The 23,899-nt window shown below is 39.9% G+C and carries 21 protein-coding genes; 10 read left to right on the forward strand and 11 right to left on the reverse strand.

Annotated elements, in window-relative coordinates; genetic code table 11:
* Positions 1 to 75: 75 nt before the first annotated feature.
* Together G6053_RS13265 and G6053_RS13270 are read left to right on the forward strand one after the other, a co-directional pair.
* Entirely contained in the window at positions 76 to 3,291 is a 3,216-nt protein-coding gene (locus G6053_RS13265) for a TonB-dependent receptor (protein WP_165306724.1), read from the forward strand.
* Between the two features lie 12 nt (positions 3,292 to 3,303).
* Entirely contained in the window at positions 3,304 to 5,283 is a 1,980-nt protein-coding gene (locus tag G6053_RS13270; RefSeq protein WP_241254996.1) for a RagB/SusD family nutrient uptake outer membrane protein, read from the forward strand.
* Positions 5,284 to 5,331: 48 nt separating this feature from the next.
* Here the strand turns inward: G6053_RS13270 and G6053_RS13275 are convergent, their stop codons facing one another.
* From G6053_RS13275 to G6053_RS13290, 4 genes are all read right to left on the reverse strand, one after another.
* On the reverse strand, positions 5,332 to 6,552 hold the full coding sequence (locus tag G6053_RS13275; RefSeq protein WP_165306725.1) for an MFS transporter: 1,221 nt from the start codon (positions 6,550 to 6,552) through the stop codon (positions 5,332 to 5,334).
* 89 nt (positions 6,553 to 6,641) lie between these two features.
* Positions 6,642 to 7,301: an FCD domain-containing protein gene (locus G6053_RS13280; protein ID WP_108631771.1), complete on the reverse strand. Its 660-nt coding sequence runs from the start codon at positions 7,299 to 7,301 to the stop codon at positions 6,642 to 6,644.
* 72 nt (positions 7,302 to 7,373) lie between these two features.
* Positions 7,374 to 7,919 (reverse strand): hypothetical protein, encoded by a 546-nt coding sequence (locus tag G6053_RS13285; protein WP_165306726.1) that lies wholly within the window; start codon positions 7,917 to 7,919, stop codon positions 7,374 to 7,376.
* Positions 7,920 to 7,921: 2 nt separating this feature from the next.
* Positions 7,922 to 8,134 (reverse strand): hypothetical protein, encoded by a 213-nt coding sequence (locus G6053_RS13290; protein WP_165306727.1) that lies wholly within the window; start codon positions 8,132 to 8,134, stop codon positions 7,922 to 7,924.
* Positions 8,135 to 8,485: 351 nt separating this feature from the next.
* Between G6053_RS13290 and G6053_RS13295 the strand changes: the two genes are divergently transcribed.
* The 4 genes from G6053_RS13295 (at position 8,486) to G6053_RS13310 (ending at position 13,948) form a co-directional block, all read left to right on the forward strand.
* Complete coding sequence (locus G6053_RS13295) at positions 8,486 to 9,850, forward strand: Gfo/Idh/MocA family oxidoreductase (protein WP_165306728.1); 1,365 nt, start codon at positions 8,486 to 8,488, stop codon at positions 9,848 to 9,850.
* A 28-nt stretch (positions 9,851 to 9,878) separates the two neighbouring features.
* Entirely contained in the window at positions 9,879 to 10,934 is a 1,056-nt protein-coding gene (locus tag G6053_RS13300) for a PmoA family protein (RefSeq protein ID WP_165306729.1), read from the forward strand.
* 165 nt (positions 10,935 to 11,099) lie between these two features.
* Entirely contained in the window at positions 11,100 to 12,044 is a 945-nt protein-coding gene (locus G6053_RS13305) for a pentapeptide repeat-containing protein (RefSeq protein WP_165306730.1), read from the forward strand.
* A 185-nt stretch (positions 12,045 to 12,229) separates the two neighbouring features.
* The gene (locus tag G6053_RS13310) at positions 12,230 to 13,948 is read left to right on the forward strand and encodes a M14 family zinc carboxypeptidase (protein ID WP_165306731.1); all 1,719 of its coding nucleotides are present in this window, start codon (positions 12,230 to 12,232) and stop codon (positions 13,946 to 13,948) included.
* A gap of 60 nt (positions 13,949 to 14,008) precedes the next feature.
* Here G6053_RS13310 and G6053_RS13315 read toward each other — a convergent pair whose 3' ends face one another.
* Positions 14,009 to 14,671 carry a histone H1 gene (locus G6053_RS13315; RefSeq protein ID WP_165306732.1) on the reverse strand — a complete coding sequence of 221 codons (663 nt, stop codon included), beginning with the start codon at positions 14,669 to 14,671 and terminating at the stop codon, positions 14,009 to 14,011.
* A 175-nt stretch (positions 14,672 to 14,846) separates the two neighbouring features.
* Between G6053_RS13315 and G6053_RS13320 the strand changes: the two genes are divergently transcribed.
* On the forward strand, positions 14,847 to 15,344 hold the full coding sequence (locus G6053_RS13320) for a GNAT family N-acetyltransferase (RefSeq protein WP_108631763.1): 498 nt from the start codon (positions 14,847 to 14,849) through the stop codon (positions 15,342 to 15,344).
* Positions 15,345 to 15,481: 137 nt separating this feature from the next.
* On the opposite strand, the gene G6053_RS13325 is transcribed toward G6053_RS13320, so the two are convergent.
* Positions 15,482 to 16,669 carry an MFS transporter gene (locus G6053_RS13325; protein ID WP_165306733.1) on the reverse strand — a complete coding sequence of 396 codons (1,188 nt, stop codon included), beginning with the start codon at positions 16,667 to 16,669 and terminating at the stop codon, positions 15,482 to 15,484.
* Between the two features lie 88 nt (positions 16,670 to 16,757).
* On the opposite strand from G6053_RS13325, the gene G6053_RS13330 reads away from it, so the two are divergent.
* The gene (locus G6053_RS13330; RefSeq protein ID WP_108631761.1) at positions 16,758 to 17,606 is read left to right on the forward strand and encodes an AraC family transcriptional regulator; all 849 of its coding nucleotides are present in this window, start codon (positions 16,758 to 16,760) and stop codon (positions 17,604 to 17,606) included.
* A 64-nt stretch (positions 17,607 to 17,670) separates the two neighbouring features.
* Here the strand turns inward: G6053_RS13330 and G6053_RS13335 are convergent, their stop codons facing one another.
* The 5 genes from G6053_RS13335 to G6053_RS13360 all read right to left on the reverse strand — a co-directional run bounded on the left by G6053_RS13335 (position 17,671) and on the right by G6053_RS13360 (position 21,599).
* Positions 17,671 to 18,261 carry an NAD(P)H-dependent oxidoreductase gene (locus tag G6053_RS13335; RefSeq protein ID WP_165306734.1) on the reverse strand — a complete coding sequence of 197 codons (591 nt, stop codon included), beginning with the start codon at positions 18,259 to 18,261 and terminating at the stop codon, positions 17,671 to 17,673.
* 77 nt (positions 18,262 to 18,338) lie between these two features.
* Positions 18,339 to 19,163, reverse strand: a complete 825-nt coding sequence (locus G6053_RS13340; RefSeq protein WP_165306735.1) for a helix-turn-helix domain-containing protein — start codon at positions 19,161 to 19,163, stop codon at positions 18,339 to 18,341.
* 198 nt (positions 19,164 to 19,361) lie between these two features.
* Positions 19,362 to 19,553 carry a cold shock domain-containing protein gene (locus G6053_RS13345; protein WP_104381945.1) on the reverse strand — a complete coding sequence of 64 codons (192 nt, stop codon included), beginning with the start codon at positions 19,551 to 19,553 and terminating at the stop codon, positions 19,362 to 19,364.
* Between the two features lie 427 nt (positions 19,554 to 19,980).
* Positions 19,981 to 21,042 (reverse strand): acyl-CoA desaturase, encoded by a 1,062-nt coding sequence (locus G6053_RS13355; RefSeq protein ID WP_108631757.1) that lies wholly within the window; start codon positions 21,040 to 21,042, stop codon positions 19,981 to 19,983.
* 227 nt (positions 21,043 to 21,269) lie between these two features.
* On the reverse strand, positions 21,270 to 21,599 hold the full coding sequence (locus tag G6053_RS13360) for a YegP family protein (protein ID WP_108631756.1): 330 nt from the start codon (positions 21,597 to 21,599) through the stop codon (positions 21,270 to 21,272).
* A gap of 540 nt (positions 21,600 to 22,139) precedes the next feature.
* Here G6053_RS13360 and G6053_RS13365 point away from each other — a divergent pair.
* Together G6053_RS13365 and G6053_RS13370 are read left to right on the forward strand one after the other, a co-directional pair.
* Positions 22,140 to 23,183, forward strand: a complete 1,044-nt coding sequence (locus G6053_RS13365) for an SMI1/KNR4 family protein (protein ID WP_165306737.1) — start codon at positions 22,140 to 22,142, stop codon at positions 23,181 to 23,183.
* Between the two features lie 10 nt (positions 23,184 to 23,193).
* Complete coding sequence (locus G6053_RS13370; RefSeq protein WP_165306738.1) at positions 23,194 to 23,847, forward strand: hypothetical protein; 654 nt, start codon at positions 23,194 to 23,196, stop codon at positions 23,845 to 23,847.
* Positions 23,848 to 23,899 lie beyond the last annotated feature (52 nt).

Consider the following 23,899-nt stretch of genomic DNA (forward strand, 5'->3'; position numbering starts at 1 on the left):
GATTCTAAACCAAGAGTCTTGTAGAAGCAAATAAATAACTAATAAACATACAATTTAAACCATTAAACAGTTTTTATGATTAATTGCCATTATTTCTCAAATCAATGGAAGAGAGCGTTTTGGACTGGCTCGTTGTGCTCTTTGGTAGCGCTAAGCCCTCAATCTGTAGACGCCGCAAGCTTTGCACATTATGGAAATCTCTTCCAACAGGAATTAAGTGTCACTGGTGTCGTACGGGATGAGGCGGGATCGCCTATTTCGGGCGTTACTGTATCGGTCAATGGGACGAATTTAGTTACCAAAACCGACAATGAAGGCCGTTACAAATTGGATAAGGTTCCTGCTAACGGGACAGTCAATTTTAGGATGGTTGGTAAACAGACGATGGATGAAGTGGTCAATGGACGAAGAGCCATAGATGTAACACTGCTAAATTCCCAGTCAAGTCTCGATGAAGTCATTGTGGTCGGTTATGGCAAACAGCGGAAAGAAACAGTAACTGGTGCGGTGGCTACAGTTAAAGGAAGTGATCTTGCACAGTCCCCAGCATTAAATGTCTCCAACGCGATGACTGGAAGAATCCCTGGTGTAATCGCTACTAACGGTAGTGCGGAGCCTGGAAATGACGGATCCACAATCAAGATTCGGGGTACAAATACGTTGGGGAATAGCAGCCCACTCGTCGTTATTGATGGTGTTCCAGCTCGTGAAGGTGGAATTGAGCGACTTAATCCTCGGGATATCGAGAATATCTCTGTCTTAAAAGATGCTTCGGCCGCAATCTATGGTGCAAGAGCTGCAAATGGCGTTATTCTTGTAACAACACGCCGTGGAAAGACAGGCAAGCCACAGTTTTCTTATACCTTTAATCAAGGATATTCCCAACCGACAGTAATTCCCAAATTGACCGATGCGACACAGTTTGCTGAAATTCGCAACGAACTTGAAATTTACAATCTTCCGGTAGATGAATGGTCAGCAGCATTAACTGACCTAAACGGGAAGGGATCTTATACCAAGAAGGATGGTACTGTCTTGGGAGCACCTTTTAAACCTGAGGATATCCAAAAGTTTAAAGATGGTTCTGATCCTTGGGGGCACCCCAATACTGATTGGTATAAATCCACATTGAAAGATTGGTCACCTCAACAACGTCATAATCTTCAAATTAATGGGGGTACGGAAGACGTAAAATACCTTTTGTCATTAGGATACCAAAATCAAGATGCTTATTACAAAAATTCTGCAACCGGTTACAAGCAGTATGATCTAAGAATTAATCTGGATGCGAATATAAGTCAGTATATTAAAACACAATTTGGTGTATTGGGTAGGCAGGAAAACCGCAATTTCCCAACCAAAAGTGCAGGTACGATCTTTCGGATGCTGATGCGTGGAAATCCGACACAGCCCGCCATTTGGCCTAATGGAAAACCAGGACCAGATATCGAGAATGGCGAAAATCCGGTGGTTATTACGACAAATGCGACTGGATATGACCGGGATAAACGTTATTATTTCCAAACAAATGGACAGGTAGATATTACGAATCCATGGATTGAAGGCCTGAAATTAACATTAAATGCTTCTGTAGACAAATATGTGAAAAATCAAAAAACATGGGTGACGCCCTGGACTTTATATTCCTGGCCGGGAGGCTATGAAGCTGATGGCAAGACACCCCTGTTGCAAGCCGGTCGGCGTGGTCCAGCAGACCCAAATCTCAATCAAAGCAACGAGGATCAACTCAACATTTTGTTAGGCGGTATTTTAAGTTTTGACCGAAAATTTGGCGACCATCAAGTAAATGCCATCGCTGGTGTAAACCGAGAAACCATTGACAACGACAAGTTTAGTGCCTATCGACGGTACTTTTTATCGAACAGTATCGATTACCTTTTTGCGGGGGGAGAACAAGAAAAAAATAATGATGGAGCAGCTTGGAAGCGGGCAAGGTTGAATTATTTTGGTCGTTTTGGCTATAATTACAAAAGTAAATATATTGCAGAGTTTCTCTGGCGTTATGACGGCTCTTATATGTTCCCAGAGAGTGAACGTTTTGGCTTTTTCCCGGGGGCAATGGCCGGTTGGGTTGTATCTGAAGAGAACTTCTGGAAAGAAAACATTCCTGTCATCAACTACTTCAAAATCCGTGCGTCCTATGGTCAAATGGGTAATGATAATATTTATTGGGAAGATAAATTACAAGAATACCAATACTTTTCAACCTATTCATTTGGAACCTATATTGTGGACGATAAACTGGCTAAAACACTCTTTGAAAGCCGGGTACCAAATGAAATGGTCACTTGGGAGGTTGCCAATAATTATAACTTAGGTTTCGACTTCCAATTTCTACAGGGTAAGTTGAACTTTGAGTTTGATATCTTCAAAAATCGTAGAAACTCTATTCTATGGCGGAAAAATGCTTCTGTTCCACAAAGTACTGGTATGACACTGCCAGCGGAGAACATTGGTAAAGTAGATAATAAAGGCTGGGAATTTAATCTGGGGTATAAAGGTAAGGCGGGCGAGCTTGGATACACTGTAAGCGTTAATGGTGGCTATGCGAAGAATAAAATTATTTTCTGGGATGAGGCACCTGGTGCTCCAGCATGGCAACAAAGCACGGGAAAACCGATCAAAACAGACATCTATTATATCTATGATGGTGTATTTCGGGATATGGAGGATATCGCCGCCAATAAACTTGATTACAGTGCTATCACAAAGACTTTACGTCCAGGTGATATGAAATATCAAGACTATGATGGTGATGGGAAAATTACACCGGATGATAAGGTCAGAAGAGACAAAAATAGTGACCCAACATTTCAGGGTGGATTCAATTTCAGCTTGAGCTATAAGGATTTTGATTTATCCGTTTTATTCCAAGGCGCCACAGGTGGAGAGATTCGTGTTGGTACAGATGAATCGGGCTCCATCGGTAATTTTCTTGAGGAATTCTACGATAAGCGTTGGAGCATAACTAATCCGAGCAGCGTATATCCACGACTAACGGATCGCAGTAATCAATATTACTCGTATAACAATACCTATTGGATGCGGAGTACGGATTATCTACGTCTAAAAAATGTGGAATTGGGTTATAACCTTCCTTCGACAATCTGCGATAAAATCGGTATCGGATCATTGCGTGTCTATGCAAATGGTATGAATTTAGTCACCTGGAGCAAAATTAAGATGTACGATCCAGAAGCGGTAAATGCATTAGGACAGTATTATCCGCAGGCAAGATTAATTAATGCAGGCGTGTTGTTATCCTTTTAAATGCTAAAGAAGATGAAAATAAACAAGGGGCTACAGGGGATTCCTGCTGTATATGCGGGTTCCCAAAATAACGAAAGGCCTATGAAAACTTATTCTCAGAAATATAAATTAGATAATAAAATGAAAAAAATTGCAAATATATCCCTGCTCTTGCTTGTGTTGTCGGCTGGTTTCCAGTCCTGTAATGACGATTTTGTGAATACAAAGCCACTGAGTGAGGTTCCCAATGAATTGGTATGGTCTGATGCTGGACTGTCTGAAGCTTTCGTAGTCGAAATATACAATGGTTTTGGTGTCGGTGGTTTTTACGAACAAGAAATGGCTTCCATGACAGACGAGGCATTATTCACGCATCCAAATCGCGGCATTAATACCGTAACTGAAGCACGCTCCAATCCGGCAGACCAAGGTTACATCATGGATACCTACGAATATGGACGCATGTATGTGCGTATTCGCGCCACGAATATTGCAATCTCAAATTTGAAACAGGCCAAGTTTGATCAGGCAAAAGCGAATAAATTATTAGGTGAGGCTTATTTTTTGCGTGGATATTATTATCAACAGCTTTTGCGTTTTTATGGTGCTGTACCGATAGATAATAAGATCTATACCTTGAATGATAAAGATTATATGGTGCCGAGAAATAGCTATGCCGAGTGTGTTGATGCCATCGTCAATGATCTGGACAGCGCAAGCCTGCTTTTGAAAGATTCAAAGGCTGCTAAAGGACGCGCGAGTGAAACCGCCGCGCTGGCATTAAAATCGCGCGTGCTATTATATGCCGCGAGTGACCTCCACGACGCTAATAAGGCGGGTGCCAAATCTGCACTCTTAAAAGCTTACACAAAACCAGAATATTTGATGTATACCAGTGGCAGCCAGACTGAACGTTGGACAAGAGCAAAGGAAGCGGCGAAAGCTGTTTTGAACCGGGCCGATTTTGCCTATAAACTGGATTTGACCTCCGCAGTTTCTGCCGAAGAAGGTACGGCAAACTATATGGCCCTATCCCTCGGCGGTGGAAGCAAAATGGCAGATGCTGGAGCAGCGAGGGATATGATCCTAGGTCGTTATTTTGTTGACGAAAAAGACGAACGTGGTGGCTGGGTAGGACGTGACAACGGACCCAACGGATACCATAACTGGGCGGGTAATACCCCGATACAATTGTTAGTAGATGATTACGAGACGAATGACGGTAAAAAGTTTGACTGGTCAAACGCTGCCATGGCTTCGGCTCCCTATCAAAATCGTGACCCGAGACTGAAAGCCACAATTTTATACGATGGCGCAGATTGGAAACCAAGAACAGCAGATGTGACCAAAAGAGATCCTAGCAATCAGATCCAGACTGGTCAATATGAAATTATTAATGCGGAAGGCGCTAAAGTCACCCATTTTGGTTTAGACACCAGAAAAAGCCCCGTTGAGGATTGGAATGGCTCAAGAACGGGGTATTATATGCGTAAGTTTGTTGATCCCGATCCTGCTCAGGAAGATCAGAATACAAGACAGCGTGTTCCTTGGCCAATGTTACGTTATACTGAAGCTGTACTAAACTACGTGGAGGCCTGTATTGAATTGGGGGAAGAGGCGGAAGCAAAAGCCTGGTTAAATAAAATTCGGTTTAGAGCGGGAATGCCTGCAATTGAAGAAACAGGAGCCGCGCTTAAAAACCGCTATCGCAATGAACGCAGGATAGAGCTGGCTTATGAAGAACATCGTTTTTTTGATGCAAGACGCTGGATGATAGCTGCCGAAACGATTGGGCGTAAAGCCAATATCATCAATATCACCGGCACACTGAAGGACAACAAGAAAGTAACGCTGTATAAATACGATCCAAGCAGTTATACGTACAAATACGTTGTTAGTAATATTGATCCCGGAATCGAGAATAGAAATTGGGATGACAAGATGTATTTTACGTCCTTACATCGTGACGAGATAAATCGGAATACCAAACTCATCCAGAATCCTGGATACTAAAACGCTAAACAAAACATCTCTCCGAAAATTTTCGGAGAGATGTTTTTATTATGCCTTTTTATGACGTTCGATGTTGGGTAATAACCCGGTCGCAATACCGATTAAGGGAAGGTAAGCACAGATATTGAACACATGTTCAATGGAGGTCTTATCGGCCAGCCATCCCAGAAGGGCAGAGCCTATTCCACCCATTCCAAAGGCAAGTCCAAAGAAGAGCCCTGCGATCATACCTACTTTGCCCGGAATCAATTCCGTTGCGTATACCAGGATAGCGGAAAAAGCGGAGGATATAATCAGTCCGATCAGAACAGACAGTAGCATGGTCAAGGTCAGCCCCACATATGGTAAAAGCAACGTAAAAGGTGCGGCACCAAGTATTGAAATCCAAATAATCAGTTTGCGCCCATAACGATCGCCCAGTGGGCCGCCGAGTATTGTTCCGACCGCCACCGATGCCAGAAAAACAAAAAGATAAATTTGAGATTCCTGTACACTAATGCCAAACTTATCGATCAGATAAAATGTAAAGTAGCTGGTCATGGATGCCATGTAGAAATACTTTGAAAATATGAGAATCAGCAAGATAATCAGCGCAAAGATAATTTTGGATCTGGAAAAGTTCGACTTTATCTGTGCAGTGCCATGTGTCGCCACCGTAGATTTCGGTCTAAGGTGCAATTGATACCAATTTCCCACATAGGTAAGGATTAAGATGGCTAAAATTGCCAATACACCAAAAACACCGATATATTGTTGACCAAAGGGGATAACAATCAATGCGGCAAGAAGCGGCCCGATCGCACCACCGGCATTGCCGCCCACCTGAAAGATTGACTGCGCCAATCCCTTTTTGCCGCCGGAAGCCAAATGGGCAACACGGGAGGCCTCGGGGTGAAAAATTGAGGACCCCATCCCGATCAGGCTCACTGAAAGCAGGATATAAATAAAACTGGAGGCGAAGGCAATACAAAGTAAACCAGCCAAGGAAAACAACATGCCAATAGCCAGTGATCTTGGTGTGGGATTTTTGTCGGTATAAAGTCCAACAAAAGGCTGCAGAATGGAAGCTGTCAGCTGAAACACTAAGGTAATAATACCAATTTGGGTGAAACTAAGTGCATAATTAGACTTTAGTAACGGATAAACAGCCGGAATAACCGACTGAATAAGATCATTCAACAAATGGGAAATGCTAATTGCAAATAAGATAGGGTAGACGGTCTGGGAACTATTCCAAGAACCATCCGCTTTTAAAGATTCTGTTTTCATAAATTAATACATCAGGTCATCTGATGTTTTGTTTCGTGATTTATTATTATTTGATTGTCGGGATCGTAAAGGACAAAGGGTTAAGAAAATTATTTTTGTTGGATAATTTGATTTGCCACCGCAAGAGCCTGCTGGATATTTTTATCTTTAATTGCTTGCATTAAATCCTCATGCTGCTTCTGTGAAGCGAGAAAAGGGGAGGTATCCTTATAAATTTCCATGAAAAATTTATTCACGTGAGCCGATAAGGTATTATATAAGGCTGTCAGAATATTATTGCCGCAAGATTCAGCAATAGCGCTATGAAAAGCGATATCTGCTTCCACACAAGCAATAAGATTTCCTTCGGTCGCATATTTTGTTCTATTTTTAAGTGCAAGGCTCATATCTTTTAGGCCTTTTTCTGTTCGATTTACTGCTGCTTTTTCAATAATTTTCAGTTCCAGGACATGTCTTACCTCAAAAATATCGTTAAAATTACCCTTTTCAATTTTTGCGTCAAGCGCGTGATTTCCGGTCACACTCTTGATAAAAGTGCCCAGCCCCTGTTGTACATGCAGATAACCAGATTGACTTAAATATTTAACGGCCTCACGAATTGTTGATCTTCCTACCGCAAACTGTTTCATTAATTCCGGCTCAGTGGGGAGTTTCGAATCAATCGGGAAATTGCCCAGTTTAATTTTTTCTTCAATCGCGGCAGCGACTTCCTCAGCCAAAGATCTTCTTACAATGTGTTCCGTTTTCATATAGTCATATCATCTGATGATTGCAAAGGTAGGATAATTTTCAGTTGGAGCACAACTATTTTTTTAATTTTATTAACCTGCCCATCGCGGTAGCTCTTTAGAGACTTCGATAGTGGCTGAGGACTGTTGATAATGAAAAATGATTTCAGGCTCTATGGAGTTTTCTCTTACGTCCACACCCTTTAGCGTATCAAAGATATCCAGATTTCGTTTGAGCAGTGGGAGGGCCCGAATGTATAAATCTTCAATAGTTTCCATACTACGGTGGGCCTGGTTATCTTTTCGAGCCTGTGCCCGGGCCAAACAAATATCGATATGATCCGTGTAGAAGAATAATATTTCTATTCTATTATCGGAATGAAAAGCTTTGACCATTCTCAACATGTCGAAATGTTTTCTCAATCCTAAATTGAGTTCTATTGCAAAGTCCCGGTTGGCGGAAAGTTCATGCTGTAACATTTTTTCAAATCGTTTGTACCCACTCCTGATGCCGAGCTCGCGATAACGCTGCACGATAAGATCGGGATCAAGGATTTTTATGCCCTCAGGAACAAAGTCTGGTCCGAAGGTACTTTTACCGATGTTAGGTGGGCCGGCTATGATATATATAGTTGCCATATTTAGATGCTTTGAATTGTTCCATCTTGATATTCAGCAACCATCTGTCCATTTTTCCGGTAAATCAAAGGTCGCTGTCGGGCAAAGAGGTAACTACGGATTTTCTGTTTTAGCTCTTTTTTCCAAGCTGTTTTTTCTTCCATAGCCATAATAAAAGGATCTTTTTGCATCCTTCCAACCGTGATTAGTTCCCCTTCTTGAATTATTTTTTTCATTTGGCATTTAATTAATTGCTGTCGCGATTGCTAGTTAAATATAAACAGATATTGTTAAATACTAAAATTATATTAACATAAAATAATTGAATTGCCGAATATTTTAGGTGTAAAGATATCCGTCGTTAGAAACCCGAAATAAAAAAGAAGCAGCTATCGTAGTCATCGGGAAGATGTTAACTTGTATGTAGGCAAATATTTTCCGGAAGTATGGAGGCAATGTTAATGAAAGATCTTTAGCCGCAAAAAATGCTTTTTGTTTGCTGCTGAACCGATAATAAGTAGTCAAAAGAAAACAAAATATCAAAAATATTCTTTTAGTAAGTAACTAAACTTAGATAAACTTAAAAAATGATTAATTCACGTAGAGATTTTATAAAAAAAGCTGGGCTGTTGACTGCAGGTATCTATACAGGAACACATGCCTTCAGTGCTTCAAGTTATCGACGAATTATTGGCGCGAATGACCGAATTAATATTGGGGTGGTTGGATTTTCAGATCGACATAAAGGAGCACATGCTCCCTCATTTCTTGCGGCCTATAAAGAGCTGAATTTTGATATTATTGCTGTAAGCGATATCTGGAAGCTGCGTCGGGAGGAAGGCGTGGATTTCTGGAAACAAAAGCTGGGACATGCCATTAAACCCTGCCTGAATAATGAGGCCTTGTACGATATCAAGGATGTCGACGCGGTATTTGTTTCGACCTCCGATTTTCAGCATGCGCTACATGCGATAGAAGCGGTAAAGGCCGGTAAAGATGCTTATGTCGAAAAGCCACTGGCCGAAACAATGGAAGATGCCCGTGCGGTATTAAAGGCGGTGAAGGATAGCAAACAGATTGTGCAGATCGGTTCACAACGTCGGAGCGGTTTAAATTACTTTGCCGCAAATGATTTTATTAAAAGCGGAAAATTTGGAGATATCGTCATGGTGGAACTCACCTGGAACGTCAATCAGCCGGGACGATGGCGTAGACCTGATCTAGTGGGCAAACTAAGAGAAGAAGATACCGACTGGAAGCGATTTTTGCTCAATCGCGCGGAAGAGCCTTTCAATGCCAGACATTATCTGGAATATCGACTGTTCTGGCCTTATTCATCTGGTATTCCCGGACAATGGTTATGCCATCAGATTGATACAGTGCATTGGTTTACAGGTCTCCCGCACCCCCGTAGTGTAGCAGTAAATGGAGGGAATTACCTTTGGAAAGATGGTAGGGAAAATGCGGATACCTTTACTGCTGTATTTGATTACGGTCCATTAGACGATCTGACTAAAGGATTTCAAGTATTGTTTAAATCCAGACAGACAAATTCAGGCGTCCTGAACGGAGAGGAGGTGAAGGAAATTTATTACAGCAACGGCGGAACGCTCAATTTGGATACCAATAAAATATCGGCTACGGGCGGTCTGACTGAAGCGTACGCTAGTGCAATGGGAATGAAGGCAAATTTATTGCCGGATATCACCTTGAATAATATCCGGGTCGGTACGGCGGCGAATACCGGCGGGGATGTTGTCACAATGGCACATATACGCAATTGGATGGAATGCGTCCGTAATCGTAAAGAACCCAATGCGCCAATTGAAGCAGGGTACAACCATTCAATTGCGGTTATTATGGCAAATGCAGCCTACAGGACAGGAGAAAAGGTTATTTTTGATGACAAACGACAAGAAGTGATTGCAGGTGGGAAAGCATTCAAATATTAACCAGATTTAATTCAGATCAATCCGACAAATGAAAAAACTACTCTTACTTATTCTATTGTTAGCGGTCATTATACCCCTGGTTTCCGCTCAAAAAAAACAGTTTATAACTGTTCGGCAAGACAGCGCGCGTAAGGAAATTATTGTTACGGCAGATGATAGCCCTTTTACCGCATTTATCTATCCGGATAATTTGGAAAAACCGACATTGTATCCGATTTTTGCTGCCAATGGCGAGGTTATTACCCGAGGGTTTCCACTGGCTCCACGTCCGGGTGAACCCACAGATCACCCACATCATATCGGCTTGTGGATGAACTATGAAAGTGTCAATGGCCTTGATTTTTGGAATAATTCGTCTGCCATACCAGAAATTAAGAAAAACAACTATGGCTGGATCAAAACAACGGCCATCTCCGAAATTAAAAGTGGGACATCCGGTGTCATAAAATACAGGGCAGATTGGTGCGACATCAAAAAACATGTGCTGTTGAAAGAACATACCGCATTCACTTTTACGGCAACAACGAATCTTCGCATCATCGACCGGACAACAACATTTACTGCGATGGAGGCGGTATCTTTTGCCGATGTCAAGGATGGGCTATTGGGTCTACGTGTCGCACACGAACTGGAATTGCCTTCCAAAGAAGAACGGCAGTTTACAGATATCCACGGTTCAGCGACGACAGTTAAGGGCAATTCTGAGCATAATGTTACAGGTCAATACCTAACCAGTGAGGATAAAACAGGAGACGATGCCTGGGGCTCCCGTGGAAAATGGTGTATGCTTTATGGACAAAAGGGAAAAGATACCATTAGTATAGTGATTATGGACGATCCGGACAATGTCGGCTATCCGACTTATTGGCATGCACGGGGCTATGGCTTATTTGCCGCCAATCCACTTGGACAAAAAGTTTTTAGCCAGGGAAATGAAGTCCTGAATTTTAGACTGGAAAAGGGCAATTCAGTAACATTTCGGTATCGTATTCTCATTGCATCAAACAAAAAAAGGTTGTCAAAAATAGCAATTAACAAGTTATGGGAAGAATTTGCGCTTACCGATAAAAAGGTCAGGAAGTAGTAGCGATTTGTCTTTAACCCATGCAGTATATGCTGCTTTACAACTATGGGTTGATAATTGCAACTATAAGTAGTGCAATAACAACTAGAAGTAGCCGTTATTTTATCCTATTTGGCCGTGGCTCCGTGTATCTTTGCAGAGTCAAACATAAACAGAATTACAATTATGGACGTAAAGATATTGGGCAATAGAATTGCCAATGCCCGAAAAGCACAAAACATGTCTCAGGCTCAACTCGCAGGACTTTTATTTATTAGTCCGCAGGCCGTCGGAAAATGGGAGCGAGGAGAATCGATCCCTGATTTTATGACAATCAATCAGCTAGCCGATATTTTTGCTGTGGGACTGGACTATTTTTCTGACGGTACCCAGGAGGAGAGGGGCCGGGAGCTTCCAAAACTTACGGATTACAACGGTGAGGGTAGCTTAGCAGGAATGACCAGCGACTCGGAGCCAGCCACTGGGACGGAACGACCGCTACTGACTGATTTCAGCGGCAGCGCTTTAGCAGGAACTGATTTTGTCGGTGTTCATGCCCCCAGACGCAAATTCCTGGGAAGTGATTTACGGAATGCCGATTTTTCGAATGCCGATCTCAACGGTAGTACCTTTAAAGGAAGTGATCTATCCGGCGCACATTTCAAGGAAACCGATCTGCGAGGCTGCAAGTTTTCCGCAAACAATCTCACAAACACCAGCTTTGATAAGACTATTCTTACGGATACAGAGTTCTATGCATCCGAGCTAACCAAATCAAATTTTACGGATGCTTCATTGATCAATGTTAAGATCACGTCCATTGATCTTAGAAAAGCAGTGTTTGAAAATTGTTCCTTTAAAGGTACGACATTTAAATCCTGCGACATGAGCGGTATCAACCTAGATGGACAGACCTTTATTGATGTAATGTTTGATCGTGTCGCGCTGACAGGTGCTTCTTTTCAGGGAGCGACATTTAGAAATGTCTCATTTCGATCTAGTTCTGTCTTAACAAACAGATATTATAAAACACTCCAAACAATTCGTTTCGACGGGGCAATGATGGACAAGCTAACATTTGCTTCGCTCAAGGGTTTAGGTGTAGATCTCTCTCTTGTTAAAACCCTATAAGTGAACAGTTCTTGGCAAAATGAGCCCTGTTTCATCTACCCTCGAAAGCTCCAATAAAATTTTCGAGGGTAGAAATGTGGATATCCCCATTTGGGAGTGCATCATAGAAAGTTTTGGTACAGGCACTGATCGAAAGAAACCGACTTTAGTAAGTTTTTTTTAAATTAGAACATTAAATTGATCTTATGAAAAAACTTCCAATTCTATTCTTTTTATTGATTTCAAGTGCGGGCTATTCTCAAAACCTTTCACCGTACGAGAAAGGTAATGGTAATCAGTCGACGACTTTTGCGGAAATGCGCAAATTCTATCAGGGATTGGCGAATCAATTTCCCGCAATCAGTTATGAAACAAAGGGAGAAGATGACAACCGGGCCCCGATCGATGTTGTTATATTCAATCCATCGCAACAAAGCCCGGAGGAAGCAAGAGAAAATAAATCGGTACTGTTTATTAACAATGGTATTCACCCCGGGGAGCCCGACGGAATTGATGCAACCATGATGCTTATGAGAGATCTGGCAACAGGCAGAATAAAAACACCTAAGCATGTTATTATAGCTGCGATAGCCAGCTATAACGTCAGCGGAATGCTAAATCGCAACGGGTTTTCTAGAGCAAATCAAAATGGACCCGAAGAATATGGCTTTCGTGGAAACGCAAGAAATTATGATCTCAATAGAGATTTTATCAAAACAGACACGAAAAATTCGCGGAGTTTTCAGCAGATTTTTCAATGGATAAAACCAGATGTTTTTATTGACAACCATGTCAGCAATGGCGCAGATTATCAATATACGTTTACTTATATCTCGACCAACAAGGAACGCTTGGGGAGAGTTTTAGGGGACTATTTTAATGACGAAATGCAAAAAACACTGTTAAAGGATCTTGAAAAAAATGGATTTATTTCTGTTCCCTATGTCAATATTCACAATGATGTTCCAGATCTTGGTTTCCCAGTTTTTATGGATTCACCCAGATATGCCACAGGTTATACGAGTCTTTTCAACGTCATTGGAACGGTGGTCGAAACACATATGTTGAAGCCCTATAAAGAGCGTGTAAAGGCAACGTATGATTATATGCTAAATACACTCGATTTTATTGAGCGAAATCATAAGGTTATTCAACAGAAGAGAGCGGACAATTTAAAACAGTATAGTATCGGAAGCAAATATTCCATTGCATGGAAACTCGATACGACGAAATATGAAAATATTGATTTTAAAGGGTTTGAGGCAAAATATAAACCAAGTGATGTTTCCTCCGGAAAAAGATTGTGGTACGACCGAAATTCCAAATTCTCAAAACAGGTTAAGCTATACAATACCTACCTTCCAACCAAGGAAGTTACTATTCCGAAGTATTATGTAATCCCGCAATCCGAATGGAAAGTTATTGACTTATTGAAGCTCAATCAGATCAGAATGAATGCAATTGAACGAGATTCTACCATTGTTGTGGAACAATACCGAATCAACGATTTCAAGACGACTTCTATACCTTATGAAGGGCATTATCTCCATTATGATACCGATGTGTTGAGGGAAATGAAGGAAGTGAGGTTCAGGGCCGGAGACTTTTTGGTTCCGCTGGATCAGGATGGCGTAAAGTATCTTATGGAGACACTGGAACCCGAAGCGATGGATTCCTATTTCAACTGGAATTTTTTTGATGCGATCCTTGGACAAAAAGAATATTACTCTGCCTATGTTTTTGAAGATACGGCAGCCAAACTTTTGAAAGAAAATAAGGATTTAAAATCTGCCTTTGATAAAGAAAAAGCAGGTAATCCAAAATTTGCAGCTGACGGAAAGGCCCAATTGGATTGGGTATATAAGCATTCGAATTATTATGAAAAATCACACCTACTGTATCCGATTTTTAGAATTGTGCCTTAATGCGCCATATCTTGTTCTATAAGTCCGTACTGCGGCTGTTTTTCTGAGCAACTTTGGTTGCTATACTTTTTTTGCGGTTGATTTAGCTGCGGGTGTTTTAACCGCTGCTGCTGCTGTTTTCTTTGGCGTAGCTTTAGGCTGCGCCTTAGCTGGCGTGCTGGTATCTTTGGCTGCTGCCGGAGCCGCTTTGGCTACAGTGTTTTCAGCTGCGGTTGTTTTAGCCGGTGCCGCTGCTGTTTTCTTTGGCGTAGCTTTAGACTGCGCCTTAGCTGGCGTGCTGGAATCTTTGGCTGCTGCCGGAGCCGCTTTGGCTATAGTGTTTTCAGCTACGGTTGATTTAGCTGCGGTAGTTTTAGCCGGTGCCGCTGTTGTTTTCTTTGGCGTAGCTTTAGGCTGCGGCTCAGCTGACGTGCTGGCAACTTTGGCTGCTACCGGAGCCGCTTTGACCACAGTGTTTTCAGCTACAGTTGTTTTAGCAGCCGGTGCCGCTGCTGTTTTCTTTGGCGTAGCTTTAGGCTGCGTCTTAGCTGCAGTACTGTTATTTTTAGCCAAAGTCTTATTTTTAAGACCCTCAATCAATAATTTGGCAGCCTTTTCAATTCTGTTGCTAAATTCCTTTTCGCTGAAATGATCACGTAAGTAAGAAATAGTATCTTGTAAATGAGTGATGACTTTATTTTTTAATTCTTTTTTAGGAGATTGAATTTTTGCAGACTTAACCATAATTTATTGTTGTTTTGAGAATTAACATAAATATAACATTAATTTGATTATAATACACTAAATATTAACAAAACTTACAGCGTTAAAGTTTCACTTTTTGGTAGCCCCTTTATTCTCGGGCAAAGGATGTCATGATTGGGATTATAGCTGAAAAATAGTATTTTTAAAGAAAAAAATGATTGTAAGAGCAGCTGCGGCGAACTTGATCCAAGCGGACAATGTTCTTGAAGAAGTAAAAACACATATGTCTAGTCAAGGTATTGATCAGTGGGATCAGGAGTATCCAAATAAGGATACACTTGCGGCTGACATCGAGCGAAAAGAAGGATTTGTTTATGTCGATCAAGGTCAGATACTCGCATATATGGCACTTAATGAGCGCCACGATGAAGAATATAATGATCTGAGCTGGGAAACCCCGGTTCCTTTTCTTGTAATTCATCGTTTATACGTAAAGCCTTCGGCGCAAGGGAAAGGGATTTCGAGCCAAATGATTCGTTACGCCGAACAATATGCTTTGGAAAATCAATATAAATCAATACGTTTTGATGCTTTCTCGTTAAATAATCAGGCTAATACCGTGTATCTTAAAAAAGGATATAAATTTGTCGGAACGGTCTCTTTCCGAAAAGGAATATTTAATTGTTATGAAAAGGAAATTTATACTGTATAGTATATAAAGCCACTTTTTGCCGGTTGCTCAGAATAACTTTGAAGTGATACATCAAGAAGCTGGTGGTACTTAAATAAAAATATCCCTTCCCAGCAAAAGGGATATTTTTATTTAAGCTTATTATGCGAGCTGATTTCCTAAGCTTGTTTACAGACCGATGGAGCAAGCTTTGTTGCTATATTTTCCTCATCATCCGTTTGCGTTTTTGGGAAAGTGACAAAACTCATCGCAAATGTTACCGCTAATAGCAAGATACTTACCCATAAAACATAATGTACACCATAGTAGACGCTTATTATCCCACCGAGAAAAGCACCCAGGGAAATTCCGATATTAAAGGATGAGGTAAGTAAGCTATTCACAAATTCAAGAGCGTGATGGGGAATCGACTGAGTTGTCCGGATATTTGAAACCAGAAATCCACCCGTATGAATCATTCCCCAGATAGAGACTATAATGACCATTGGGGCAAATATTCCGCCTAAGTAGTAAGCGAGTACCTGTACCGCGATTAAAGAAGCCAAAAAGAATCTCGCTGTTAATAGCACGTTTCTGTTTAACGCCAGGCCCATCAGCCAATTTCCTAGCGTTCCCATGCCACCGAAGAACAGCAACATAATGCTGATCTGCGCACCATCCATCTTAGTAATTTGTTCAAGATAGGCGGTAAGATAGGTATAACTGGAAAACATCGCCGCCAGTGTACAAATGGTTGAAATCAGGTTGAGCCACAAAAGAGGACTTTTCAGTACCGCGATCTGATTTTGCGTGGATTTTGTATTGTCTGCAGGAATAGAAGGTATAAAAACCAACAGACCTATAAAAGCAATTAGACTGATCGCGCTGCTAAGGAAAAATGAAGCCTGCCAATTATTAAATAGATCTACCGCATAGGTTGTCAACGGGATTCCAAGGACAGTCGCTAAGCTGAGACCCAACATGACTGTAGAAACACCCTTTGCTCCGCTATTTTTAAAAGCAATAGCGATAGAGATATTCCAAAATAGCGGATGTAATATGGCTGGCAGGATGCGGGCCACCATCAGCATAGTGAAATTTGAAGAAAATGCGGAGATTAAGTTTGAAAGGACAAATATACTCATAACCAGACATAGGAGAAGTTTCCGATTTATTTTGGTCGTGAAGGAAGTGATAAAAGGTGACGAAACCGCCACCGTTATCGCAAAAGCGCTGAGTAACCATCCGGCAGTATCTAATGATACACCGAACTCGCGGCTAATTGTCGGAAGGATTCCAACTATTCCAAATTCAGTTGTAATTATGCCAAATGCACCCAGTGCCAGGACGTAGATTGATTTTTTCATTGCTATCTAAAGTTTTGATGTAGCAAATTTGAACAGAAATATTGTAAAAAATCAGTATTTATTAATGATAAATAGGTATTTTTGCGTTATGAGAAGAGAGAATATAGATCAATTGGTCAAAGTGGAATACCATCAGGTGGTAAGCTGTCCTTTAAAAGATAACCAGTTTTCCTTTTTTCAAATTATATATGTCATTTGTGGGGAAGGGTTTCTTAAGATTAACAACAATACCGCTTCATACAGCAAAGGTAGTCTCATCCTCCTTACACCAAATGATCAGCATAACTTGGAAGTAATCGAACATACAGAACTTTTGCTCGTTAAGTTCAGCGAGCGATACGTAAAAGACTATAAGTGGAATAGCATAAATTCGATGGAATGTCTATTATATGGGGCTTCCTATTTGTCCGGGTGCATTTTACAGAATAAACCCGATGTTATTCTGGTTGATTCGATTGTTTCCTCGCTTCTCCATGGCATCAATCATCCGGACCTCTTTCAGGAAGAACTGACCTTACATTATGTGAATGCATTGATTGTCATTGCGGCAAGGAACATTTCAAAGATGAGAGTAGCCCATGTGGCATCCAATACAGATAAGCGGGTGTTAGACATTATTAATTATATTCAGGGAAATATCCATGATCCGGCATTGTTAAAAGTATCTTCAATCGCTCATAAATTTGGCTTCTCTGAAAGTTATCTTGGCAGCTACTTTAAAAAGCAATGTGGTGAAACCATCCAGCATTATATATTAAATTATAAAATGAGATTGATCGAGCATAGACTTCTTTTTAGTGATATGCGGATCAATGAAATTGTGTCCGAATTTGGTTTTTCAGATGAGAGCCATCTGAATAAATTCTTTAAAAAGACACACGTAATGAGCCTGACAGAATTCAGAAAAACGAAAGGACGTGTAGCAATGCAAGCTTAAGAATCCGGAAAATCCGGGAAACAACACTGTTTCCCGGATTTAGTCAGTACAGTAGATTTTTATTTTAAACAGCTAGTTCATTTTCTAAATAGACCTGTCTGAGCTGTGATCCCCATGCGTTGACCGTATGATCGTCTGCACGGTCAGCCCGATCAAAGAAAAAGTGCCGCTTGATTTCAAGACCACAATAACTATATATACCGTTATCAGAGGTCAATTGTAGGGCTTTGTCCATCCCGGTTTCTTGGTATTCCATCATTGATTTACCGTGAGAATTGATAATGTATGCGGATTTTCCGGTCAGCAGGCCTTTCTGAACACCGGCATCATATCTGTAGGCAAATCCATAACTGAATACACGGTCTATATATCCTTTCATAATGGCAGGCATACCTGTCCACCAGATGGGATATATAAAAGTAATGGCATCGGCCCAGATAATATAGTCCTGCTCTCTTTTTACGTCCAGATCCACAATTCCCCGGCGCTGGCCGTTGATATCATCATGAGACAATACCGGATTAAAATTTAATTGATAGAGATCTCTTACGATGACTTCCTGTCCATTTTGTAGCAAGGTGTCTTTAACAATTTGCTTAAAGTGATCGTTTAAGCTACCGTCAATTGGGTGCGCATAGATGATGAGATGTTTCATTTTTTTATTTTTAATTGATTGAATGGAACAAATCTATCAGGAATGCAATCGGGAAAATTGTAAGAAAACGAAAAGGTCTATCCATCAGATGCCCTGCAGACATCCCGCTGAAATTTTAAAAATTTTTTAGGTGAAGTATTGATAAAATGTTTGAAGTCGTGAATCAACTGGCTTTGATCATAATAGCCACATTCCTCGATTATTTCAAACCAATTTACCTTTTCTGTTGACGAGGCTAGCTGTTGGATGAATCCAATCGCCTTGATAAAACGCTCATATCGACTCAATTCTTTTGCGCTGAATCCAAAATGTTTTTTATGGATAAGCTGGATATTTCTTTCGCTGTGTCCGATTTGCTCAGCAACAGATTTAACAGGATTCAGTGGTCCGTATTGAAAATGGAAAAGTAGAGCAGCAACATCATCCTGCGACCTCAAGTAAGGCTTACAAAAATTTAAGATAAACTTTACTTTTTCTGCCACATCGTCGATTTCATTTAGCTGCTGCCATAAATAGTGAAAGCAATTGTCCAACAGGAGCTCGTCAGGATCCATGGTCTGATGCCCGGAAAGGTGTGGTCTACCAAAAAAACGATAAAAAGCATCAGCTTTGAAATTGGCGATCAATAGCTGTGTCCCGGGGAGTAAAGTGTAAGAAAAGGCCTGTTTAACTGGGCCGAGTACAATGCAGTTACCAATGCTGATTTTAGCCTTTTCTTTGGAGATAAGTAAGGCCGGTGTCCCGAAATTAAACACCATCATAGTCTGAAATGATGGTAACAGTGTTTTTGTAATAGTGTTTTTTGATGTATTCGCTGCAAAGTAAAAATGGGAAAATACCGTTTCAAATTCCTCCGGAACGGGTATCCTATAGCTTTGATATGTTTCTTGGTCCGTGCTCATCAGTTTTCTAATGCCAATTTAATAAAAAATATACGCTAAAATCTGACATCCGATAGTCATTTAGAAAAATTGCTTGAATCTGAAACACCTGGCGTAGATAGGAGGCAATCGATGGACAAAAAAAAACGTGTAGCAGATATCTGCTACACGTCCTTAGAAGATGCGCCATGCAACTCCCAGATTGACTATTCTACTTAATTAAGCGATACGTACGTTTGTGGCATTAATGCCTTTTTTTCCGTTTTCCAAATCAAATGTTACGCTATCATTTTCGCGTACTTCATTGATCAGACCGGTAACATGTACGAAAATGTCTTCACCACCATCAGCTGGTGTAATAAAACCGAAACCTTTTGTCTGGTTAAAGAATTTTACTGTTCCTTCTTGCATTGTATTATATATTAGTATTAAATTATTCTGTTTACACACGCTGTATAAAGGATGCTGCCCCAACAACGAGAAATAATCCATTTGTTTGCAAGAAATGATGTTTTGTATTTAATGGGCTTGGGGTTTATGCAAGTTCAAAAAGGTACTTCACTATTATTTTGAAAACAAAATTAGCTTCTGGAAATGCAAAAACTGAGCGGAAAGGGATACTTGACGATTTCAGAAAAGCAAAGGCGGAACCTGATTATGATACAAGTATAGGTATAAATTATTGGTATATAGTATATTTTGTGATTTATTTTCAGAATAAATTCATTTACTGCCTTTATATCGCATTAAAGCTCCTTCTTCCGATACAAATTACGAGTGGAGAAGAAGGAGTTTTTAATTTTGCTATGCAGGACAATATTGGATCACTCGACTAAGTTTATTTTGACATTGCATGAATAACCCCGATATGCGACCTAAACGCTGCCCAAAAAGTCCTGAATTCGTTGTATTGCAATTTATATTCCTTGCAAGTTTGTTTTACGATACGGTTGAGCGCGGGATAATGCACATGGCTTATTTTGGGAAACAGATGATGCTCTACCTGAAAGTTAAGTCCACCGAGCAGCCAGGTCAATATCTTACTCCTTGTAGCGAAATTGGCCGTGGACTGGATCTGATGAATCATCCATTCTTCTTCCACACGCGCCCCTTCGATTGTCTTAAATTCAGTTCCGGAAACAACGTGAGCCAGTTGAAATACCGTCGCCAGACTCATTCCGCAGACAACGCCAGCGATCAACAAGCCAAAGAGGGTAGGAAGCCAACCGACAAAGATAATGGGAAGAACCACAAATAGCGTGAAATGCACAATCTTACTGAGCCAAAAAATGACACGTTCCCTGACCGGAAAATGAAAACGCTCGGTTTGATTTCCCATGCGGCCGCGGAAATATTTCTCATAATCCTGATAAAAAATCCAGGCCAAATAGGAGATACCATATAACAGCGGAAAGTAAAACCGTTGATAACGGTGGTGTTTTTTCAGCTTCTGATCATGGTGGATACGCATAAATTTAATTTCAATATCGTGGTCCTCACCATCGATATTGGTATACGTATGGTGGGCGATATTATGTTTGAGTTTCCAAAAATAGATATTGCCGCCCAAGAGATTGAGTGTATAGGACAATACTGTATTCAGACGTTTGTTATCCGAAAACGAATTATGTCCGGCATCGTGCATGATATTGAAGCCAATCGCAGCCAAGTTGGCCCCGAAAATAAGGCATAGCACGACAGCAATGCTCCAATGAAGCGGAACGAAGACCAAGAGAATATATAAAAGGATAAAAGTGGTCAAAAGAATAGCGGCTTTCAAAAATATCCTTCGGTTGCCGGTTTTTTGCTTTAACGAGTTATTAAAATAATGATTGATTTTTTGCTTTAACGCTTTGGAGAACAATGTATTAACATTGTCGAATTTAACAGACTGGGACATGTGATTTCTGACGGTGGAGATATTTCTCGTATTTAATTTGCAATCTAAAGTGATTGGCTGATGTGAAGGTACGTTTTATATTTGAATCAACACTATCCCACAACGTTAAATGCATGTTAAAATATTGATTTTTCAATAAACTTAGGGCATTGCCAATTAAAACAAAAAAGCCCGAGCGTAAATTTCGGGCTTTTTATTATTTGCTTATGCAAATCAAGTTTTACATCTTAATCAAGATCTTCGATGGTAGCATTGGGTGCATTTGATTTTACGGATTCAATTCCGTTTTCCATTCCACTTGCACTTTCGTACATTTCACTTGTTCCGATAACTTGACCATTGGTCGCTTTCAGATTGAAGTAATGTTTACCATTTGTCGAAGTCTTTCTGTCAAATTTATCATCGTCCTGAGCATTTCTTTTTACCGATTCAACGCCATTTAAGCAATTTGCCTTGGTTTTATAGCCCTCACTACTCAGAATTACCTGACCATTTCCTGCTTTTAAATTAAACTGAAACTCACCATCTTTTCTTGTTTTCACTACAAATTTTCCCATTTTTTTCTATTATAAATTTTATGTGATAAATGTGATTCTTTATTATACCATTAAAGATAACGTATAAAATTATTTTTATTGTGAAACAATGATTAAATATTGGGCATAAAGTTATTAACATATTGAAATGGTAGACAAATGTTTACATCATCTGATCAATTTACCTGAGCTTTTTGTTGAAAGTTCCTTTGATTATATCTATTAGATTGGGCAAAACCACAACTGTGAAATCATCAATATCGGACATGTTGGTATCCTTGAAATATTATACATGGTGAAGGGAGTTGATCGGCATTGGGGCAAGATTAATCTGAGTGAAAAGTTACACCTTGAATATGGTATTTTCTCGATAACGCTTAATATTTGAATACGCACGGATCTGAAAAGAAACCCAGCGGATTGTAAATATAATAACATTATCATTTTTATTTTGTATATACTTGATTGAATAAAAAATCCTATACAAATTATTTTTAAAGACGACGAGACGGATATAATTTACAACTTATAAAAAACTTCCCAAACTTTGATAGTAATTTTATGACAGACAAAAGTTTACAAAAATTAAGACAACAAATAGTTGATGAAACAGATGGGGGTAAATTTTCCAAACTGATAGAAAAATTATTGAAAAAATATTCATCAACTGACAGAGAATATGTTTTGAATATCTTAACAGATTACGCAAGGAGTGGACAAATTTTGCATTGGCGAAATTTTCTACTGACTGATATTATAGAACTTGTAAACGAAGATGAAGCTAACTACGCTGACTTTTTCGAATGGTGCATCACTCAGCCTGAATTAACGTATTGGGGCATTGACGGGCTATTAAAAACCAGCGGCAAAAAATCATTTCCGGCACTAATTGAAATTATAAAAAACCAAAGTTTTAATACTTCAATCCGTGCAAAAGCAATTAAAAGTATCTCATTATTTAGCAAACAACCTTTTGACCGAGAACTACCTAAAGATCCAGGATATTGGAAAGAAGCAGATTTAAGAATTGAAGAAATAGAGATCTGGCAGAAAAATGGTTTTCAAGACGGTGGAGGCTATCCAGAACCGAAAACGCATATTTCGCTAGAAAACCCAAAAACAGAACTTGAAAAAATTGCTTCAAAACTTAACAAAAAACTCGAAGCACAAAGAGCTAAAAACCGAGACTTATCAAACCCGACAAACTGGCTCGTTATTGCAGACGAAACCGACATTTTAAACATAGAGAAAAAATGGAAATTACCGGAAAATTATTTGTTGTTCCTCAAAAACTACTCGCCTTTAAACGTATTCATTGACAACAAAAAATACTTTCAAGGTTTGCATTTGTATGGAGCTTCTGACCTGATAAATAGACAGGAAGGCTATTCATTTAATCCGGTAACCAACGAATCAATTGCCGATTGGCCAAAGAATTTTGTTGTAATTGCTGACGCAGGAGCTGACCCGTATTGCATAGATATTAATGAAATAACAGAAAATGATGCACCAATTTATACAAGTATACACGGGAGTGGTGAGTGGGAATTTGAATTATATGCAGACAACTTCCTAACCTTTTTAAAAGAAATTGCGAAAAAATAATATTGACACTATGGATACAACAGAATTCAACCATTTACCTGATGAACTTAAGGAAAAAATTATAAAATCCAGACAGGCTTTTCTTCAAGCACGAGAAATCAGCGATAAGATTTCGGGCTCATTTCATATTTGTAATCTGAGTGTTTCCGCTACAGCAGACCACGCGATTTCAATAAGTGGCACCACTGACAATGAGGACGAAAAAATTGCTATCCAAAATTTTGTATTACAAATGGAAAATGTTTCAAGTGTCTTCAATGGAATTGAAGTTTTACCAAATCCACCCACAGCGCTAAGTTTGGTTGCCAATGGAAAGGAGTTTTTCGTCACTACGTTGGTAGAATTGAAAACTGTAGTTGCACAATTTCATGAAACCGAATTTGTTGAATATACTCTTAGCGGACATGATGAAACTACAATTATATTATTGAGAAATTCAACTCATTCATTTGCAATATATTTCCGATTCAACGGCGATGCTGGGTGCACTACGCATAATTCGAAAGGGACAACTATTGAAATGAAAGACTTTATATTGACAAATGGACAAAGGGATGAGTACCCTACGGCATTGCTTGTTGATAATAAAGATGGTTTAGAAATACTGCAATTTTACTTATTAACAGGAGAAATGTATCCCGGAATTGAATGGCGAGAAGAATAATTATCATGGAAATAAATCTTGCATCATATTTTCAGTACAGAGAAAAGCGCGC

Source organism: Sphingobacterium sp. DR205, assembly GCF_011064245.1.
Lineage (GTDB): Bacteria > Bacteroidota > Bacteroidia > Sphingobacteriales > Sphingobacteriaceae > Sphingobacterium > Sphingobacterium athyrii.

Bases quoted from the DNA above. Each gene is read 5' to 3' on its own strand.
- G6053_RS13365 (WP_165306737.1), top strand. From the start codon at position 22,140: ATGACAGACAAAAGTTTACAAAAATTAAGACAACAAATAGTTGATGAA.
- G6053_RS13285 (WP_165306726.1), bottom strand. From the start codon at position 7,919: ATGGCAACTATATATATCATAGCCGGCCCACCTAACATCGGTAAAAGT.
- G6053_RS13310 (WP_165306731.1), top strand. From the start codon at position 12,230: ATGAAAAAACTTCCAATTCTATTCTTTTTATTGATTTCAAGTGCGGGC.
- G6053_RS13305 (WP_165306730.1), top strand. From the start codon at position 11,100: ATGGACGTAAAGATATTGGGCAATAGAATTGCCAATGCCCGAAAAGCA.
- G6053_RS13335 (WP_165306734.1), bottom strand. From the start codon at position 18,261: ATGAAACATCTCATCATCTATGCGCACCCAATTGACGGTAGCTTAAAC.
- G6053_RS13325 (WP_165306733.1), bottom strand. From the start codon at position 16,669: ATGAAAAAATCAATCTACGTCCTGGCACTGGGTGCATTTGGCATAATT.
- G6053_RS13295 (WP_165306728.1), top strand. From the start codon at position 8,486: ATGATTAATTCACGTAGAGATTTTATAAAAAAAGCTGGGCTGTTGACT.
- G6053_RS13300 (WP_165306729.1), top strand. From the start codon at position 9,879: ATGAAAAAACTACTCTTACTTATTCTATTGTTAGCGGTCATTATACCC.
- G6053_RS13280 (WP_108631771.1), bottom strand. From the start codon at position 7,301: ATGAAAACGGAACACATTGTAAGAAGATCTTTGGCTGAGGAAGTCGCT.
- G6053_RS13320 (WP_108631763.1), top strand. From the start codon at position 14,847: ATGATTGTAAGAGCAGCTGCGGCGAACTTGATCCAAGCGGACAATGTT.
- G6053_RS13315 (WP_165306732.1), bottom strand. From the start codon at position 14,671: ATGGTTAAGTCTGCAAAAATTCAATCTCCTAAAAAAGAATTAAAAAAT.
- G6053_RS13265 (WP_165306724.1), top strand. From the start codon at position 76: ATGATTAATTGCCATTATTTCTCAAATCAATGGAAGAGAGCGTTTTGG.
- G6053_RS13360 (WP_108631756.1), bottom strand. From the start codon at position 21,599: ATGGGAAAATTTGTAGTGAAAACAAGAAAAGATGGTGAGTTTCAGTTT.
- G6053_RS13330 (WP_108631761.1), top strand. From the start codon at position 16,758: ATGAGAAGAGAGAATATAGATCAATTGGTCAAAGTGGAATACCATCAG.
- G6053_RS13355 (WP_108631757.1), bottom strand. From the start codon at position 21,042: ATGTCCCAGTCTGTTAAATTCGACAATGTTAATACATTGTTCTCCAAA.
- G6053_RS13345 (WP_104381945.1), bottom strand. From the start codon at position 19,553: ATGCAAGAAGGAACAGTAAAATTCTTTAACCAGACAAAAGGTTTCGGT.
- G6053_RS13290 (WP_165306727.1), bottom strand. From the start codon at position 8,134: ATGAAAAAAATAATTCAAGAAGGGGAACTAATCACGGTTGGAAGGATG.
- G6053_RS13340 (WP_165306735.1), bottom strand. From the start codon at position 19,163: ATGAGCACGGACCAAGAAACATATCAAAGCTATAGGATACCCGTTCCG.
- G6053_RS13370 (WP_165306738.1), top strand. From the start codon at position 23,194: ATGGATACAACAGAATTCAACCATTTACCTGATGAACTTAAGGAAAAA.
- G6053_RS13275 (WP_165306725.1), bottom strand. From the start codon at position 6,552: ATGAAAACAGAATCTTTAAAAGCGGATGGTTCTTGGAATAGTTCCCAG.
- G6053_RS13270 (WP_241254996.1), top strand. From the start codon at position 3,304: ATGAAAATAAACAAGGGGCTACAGGGGATTCCTGCTGTATATGCGGGT.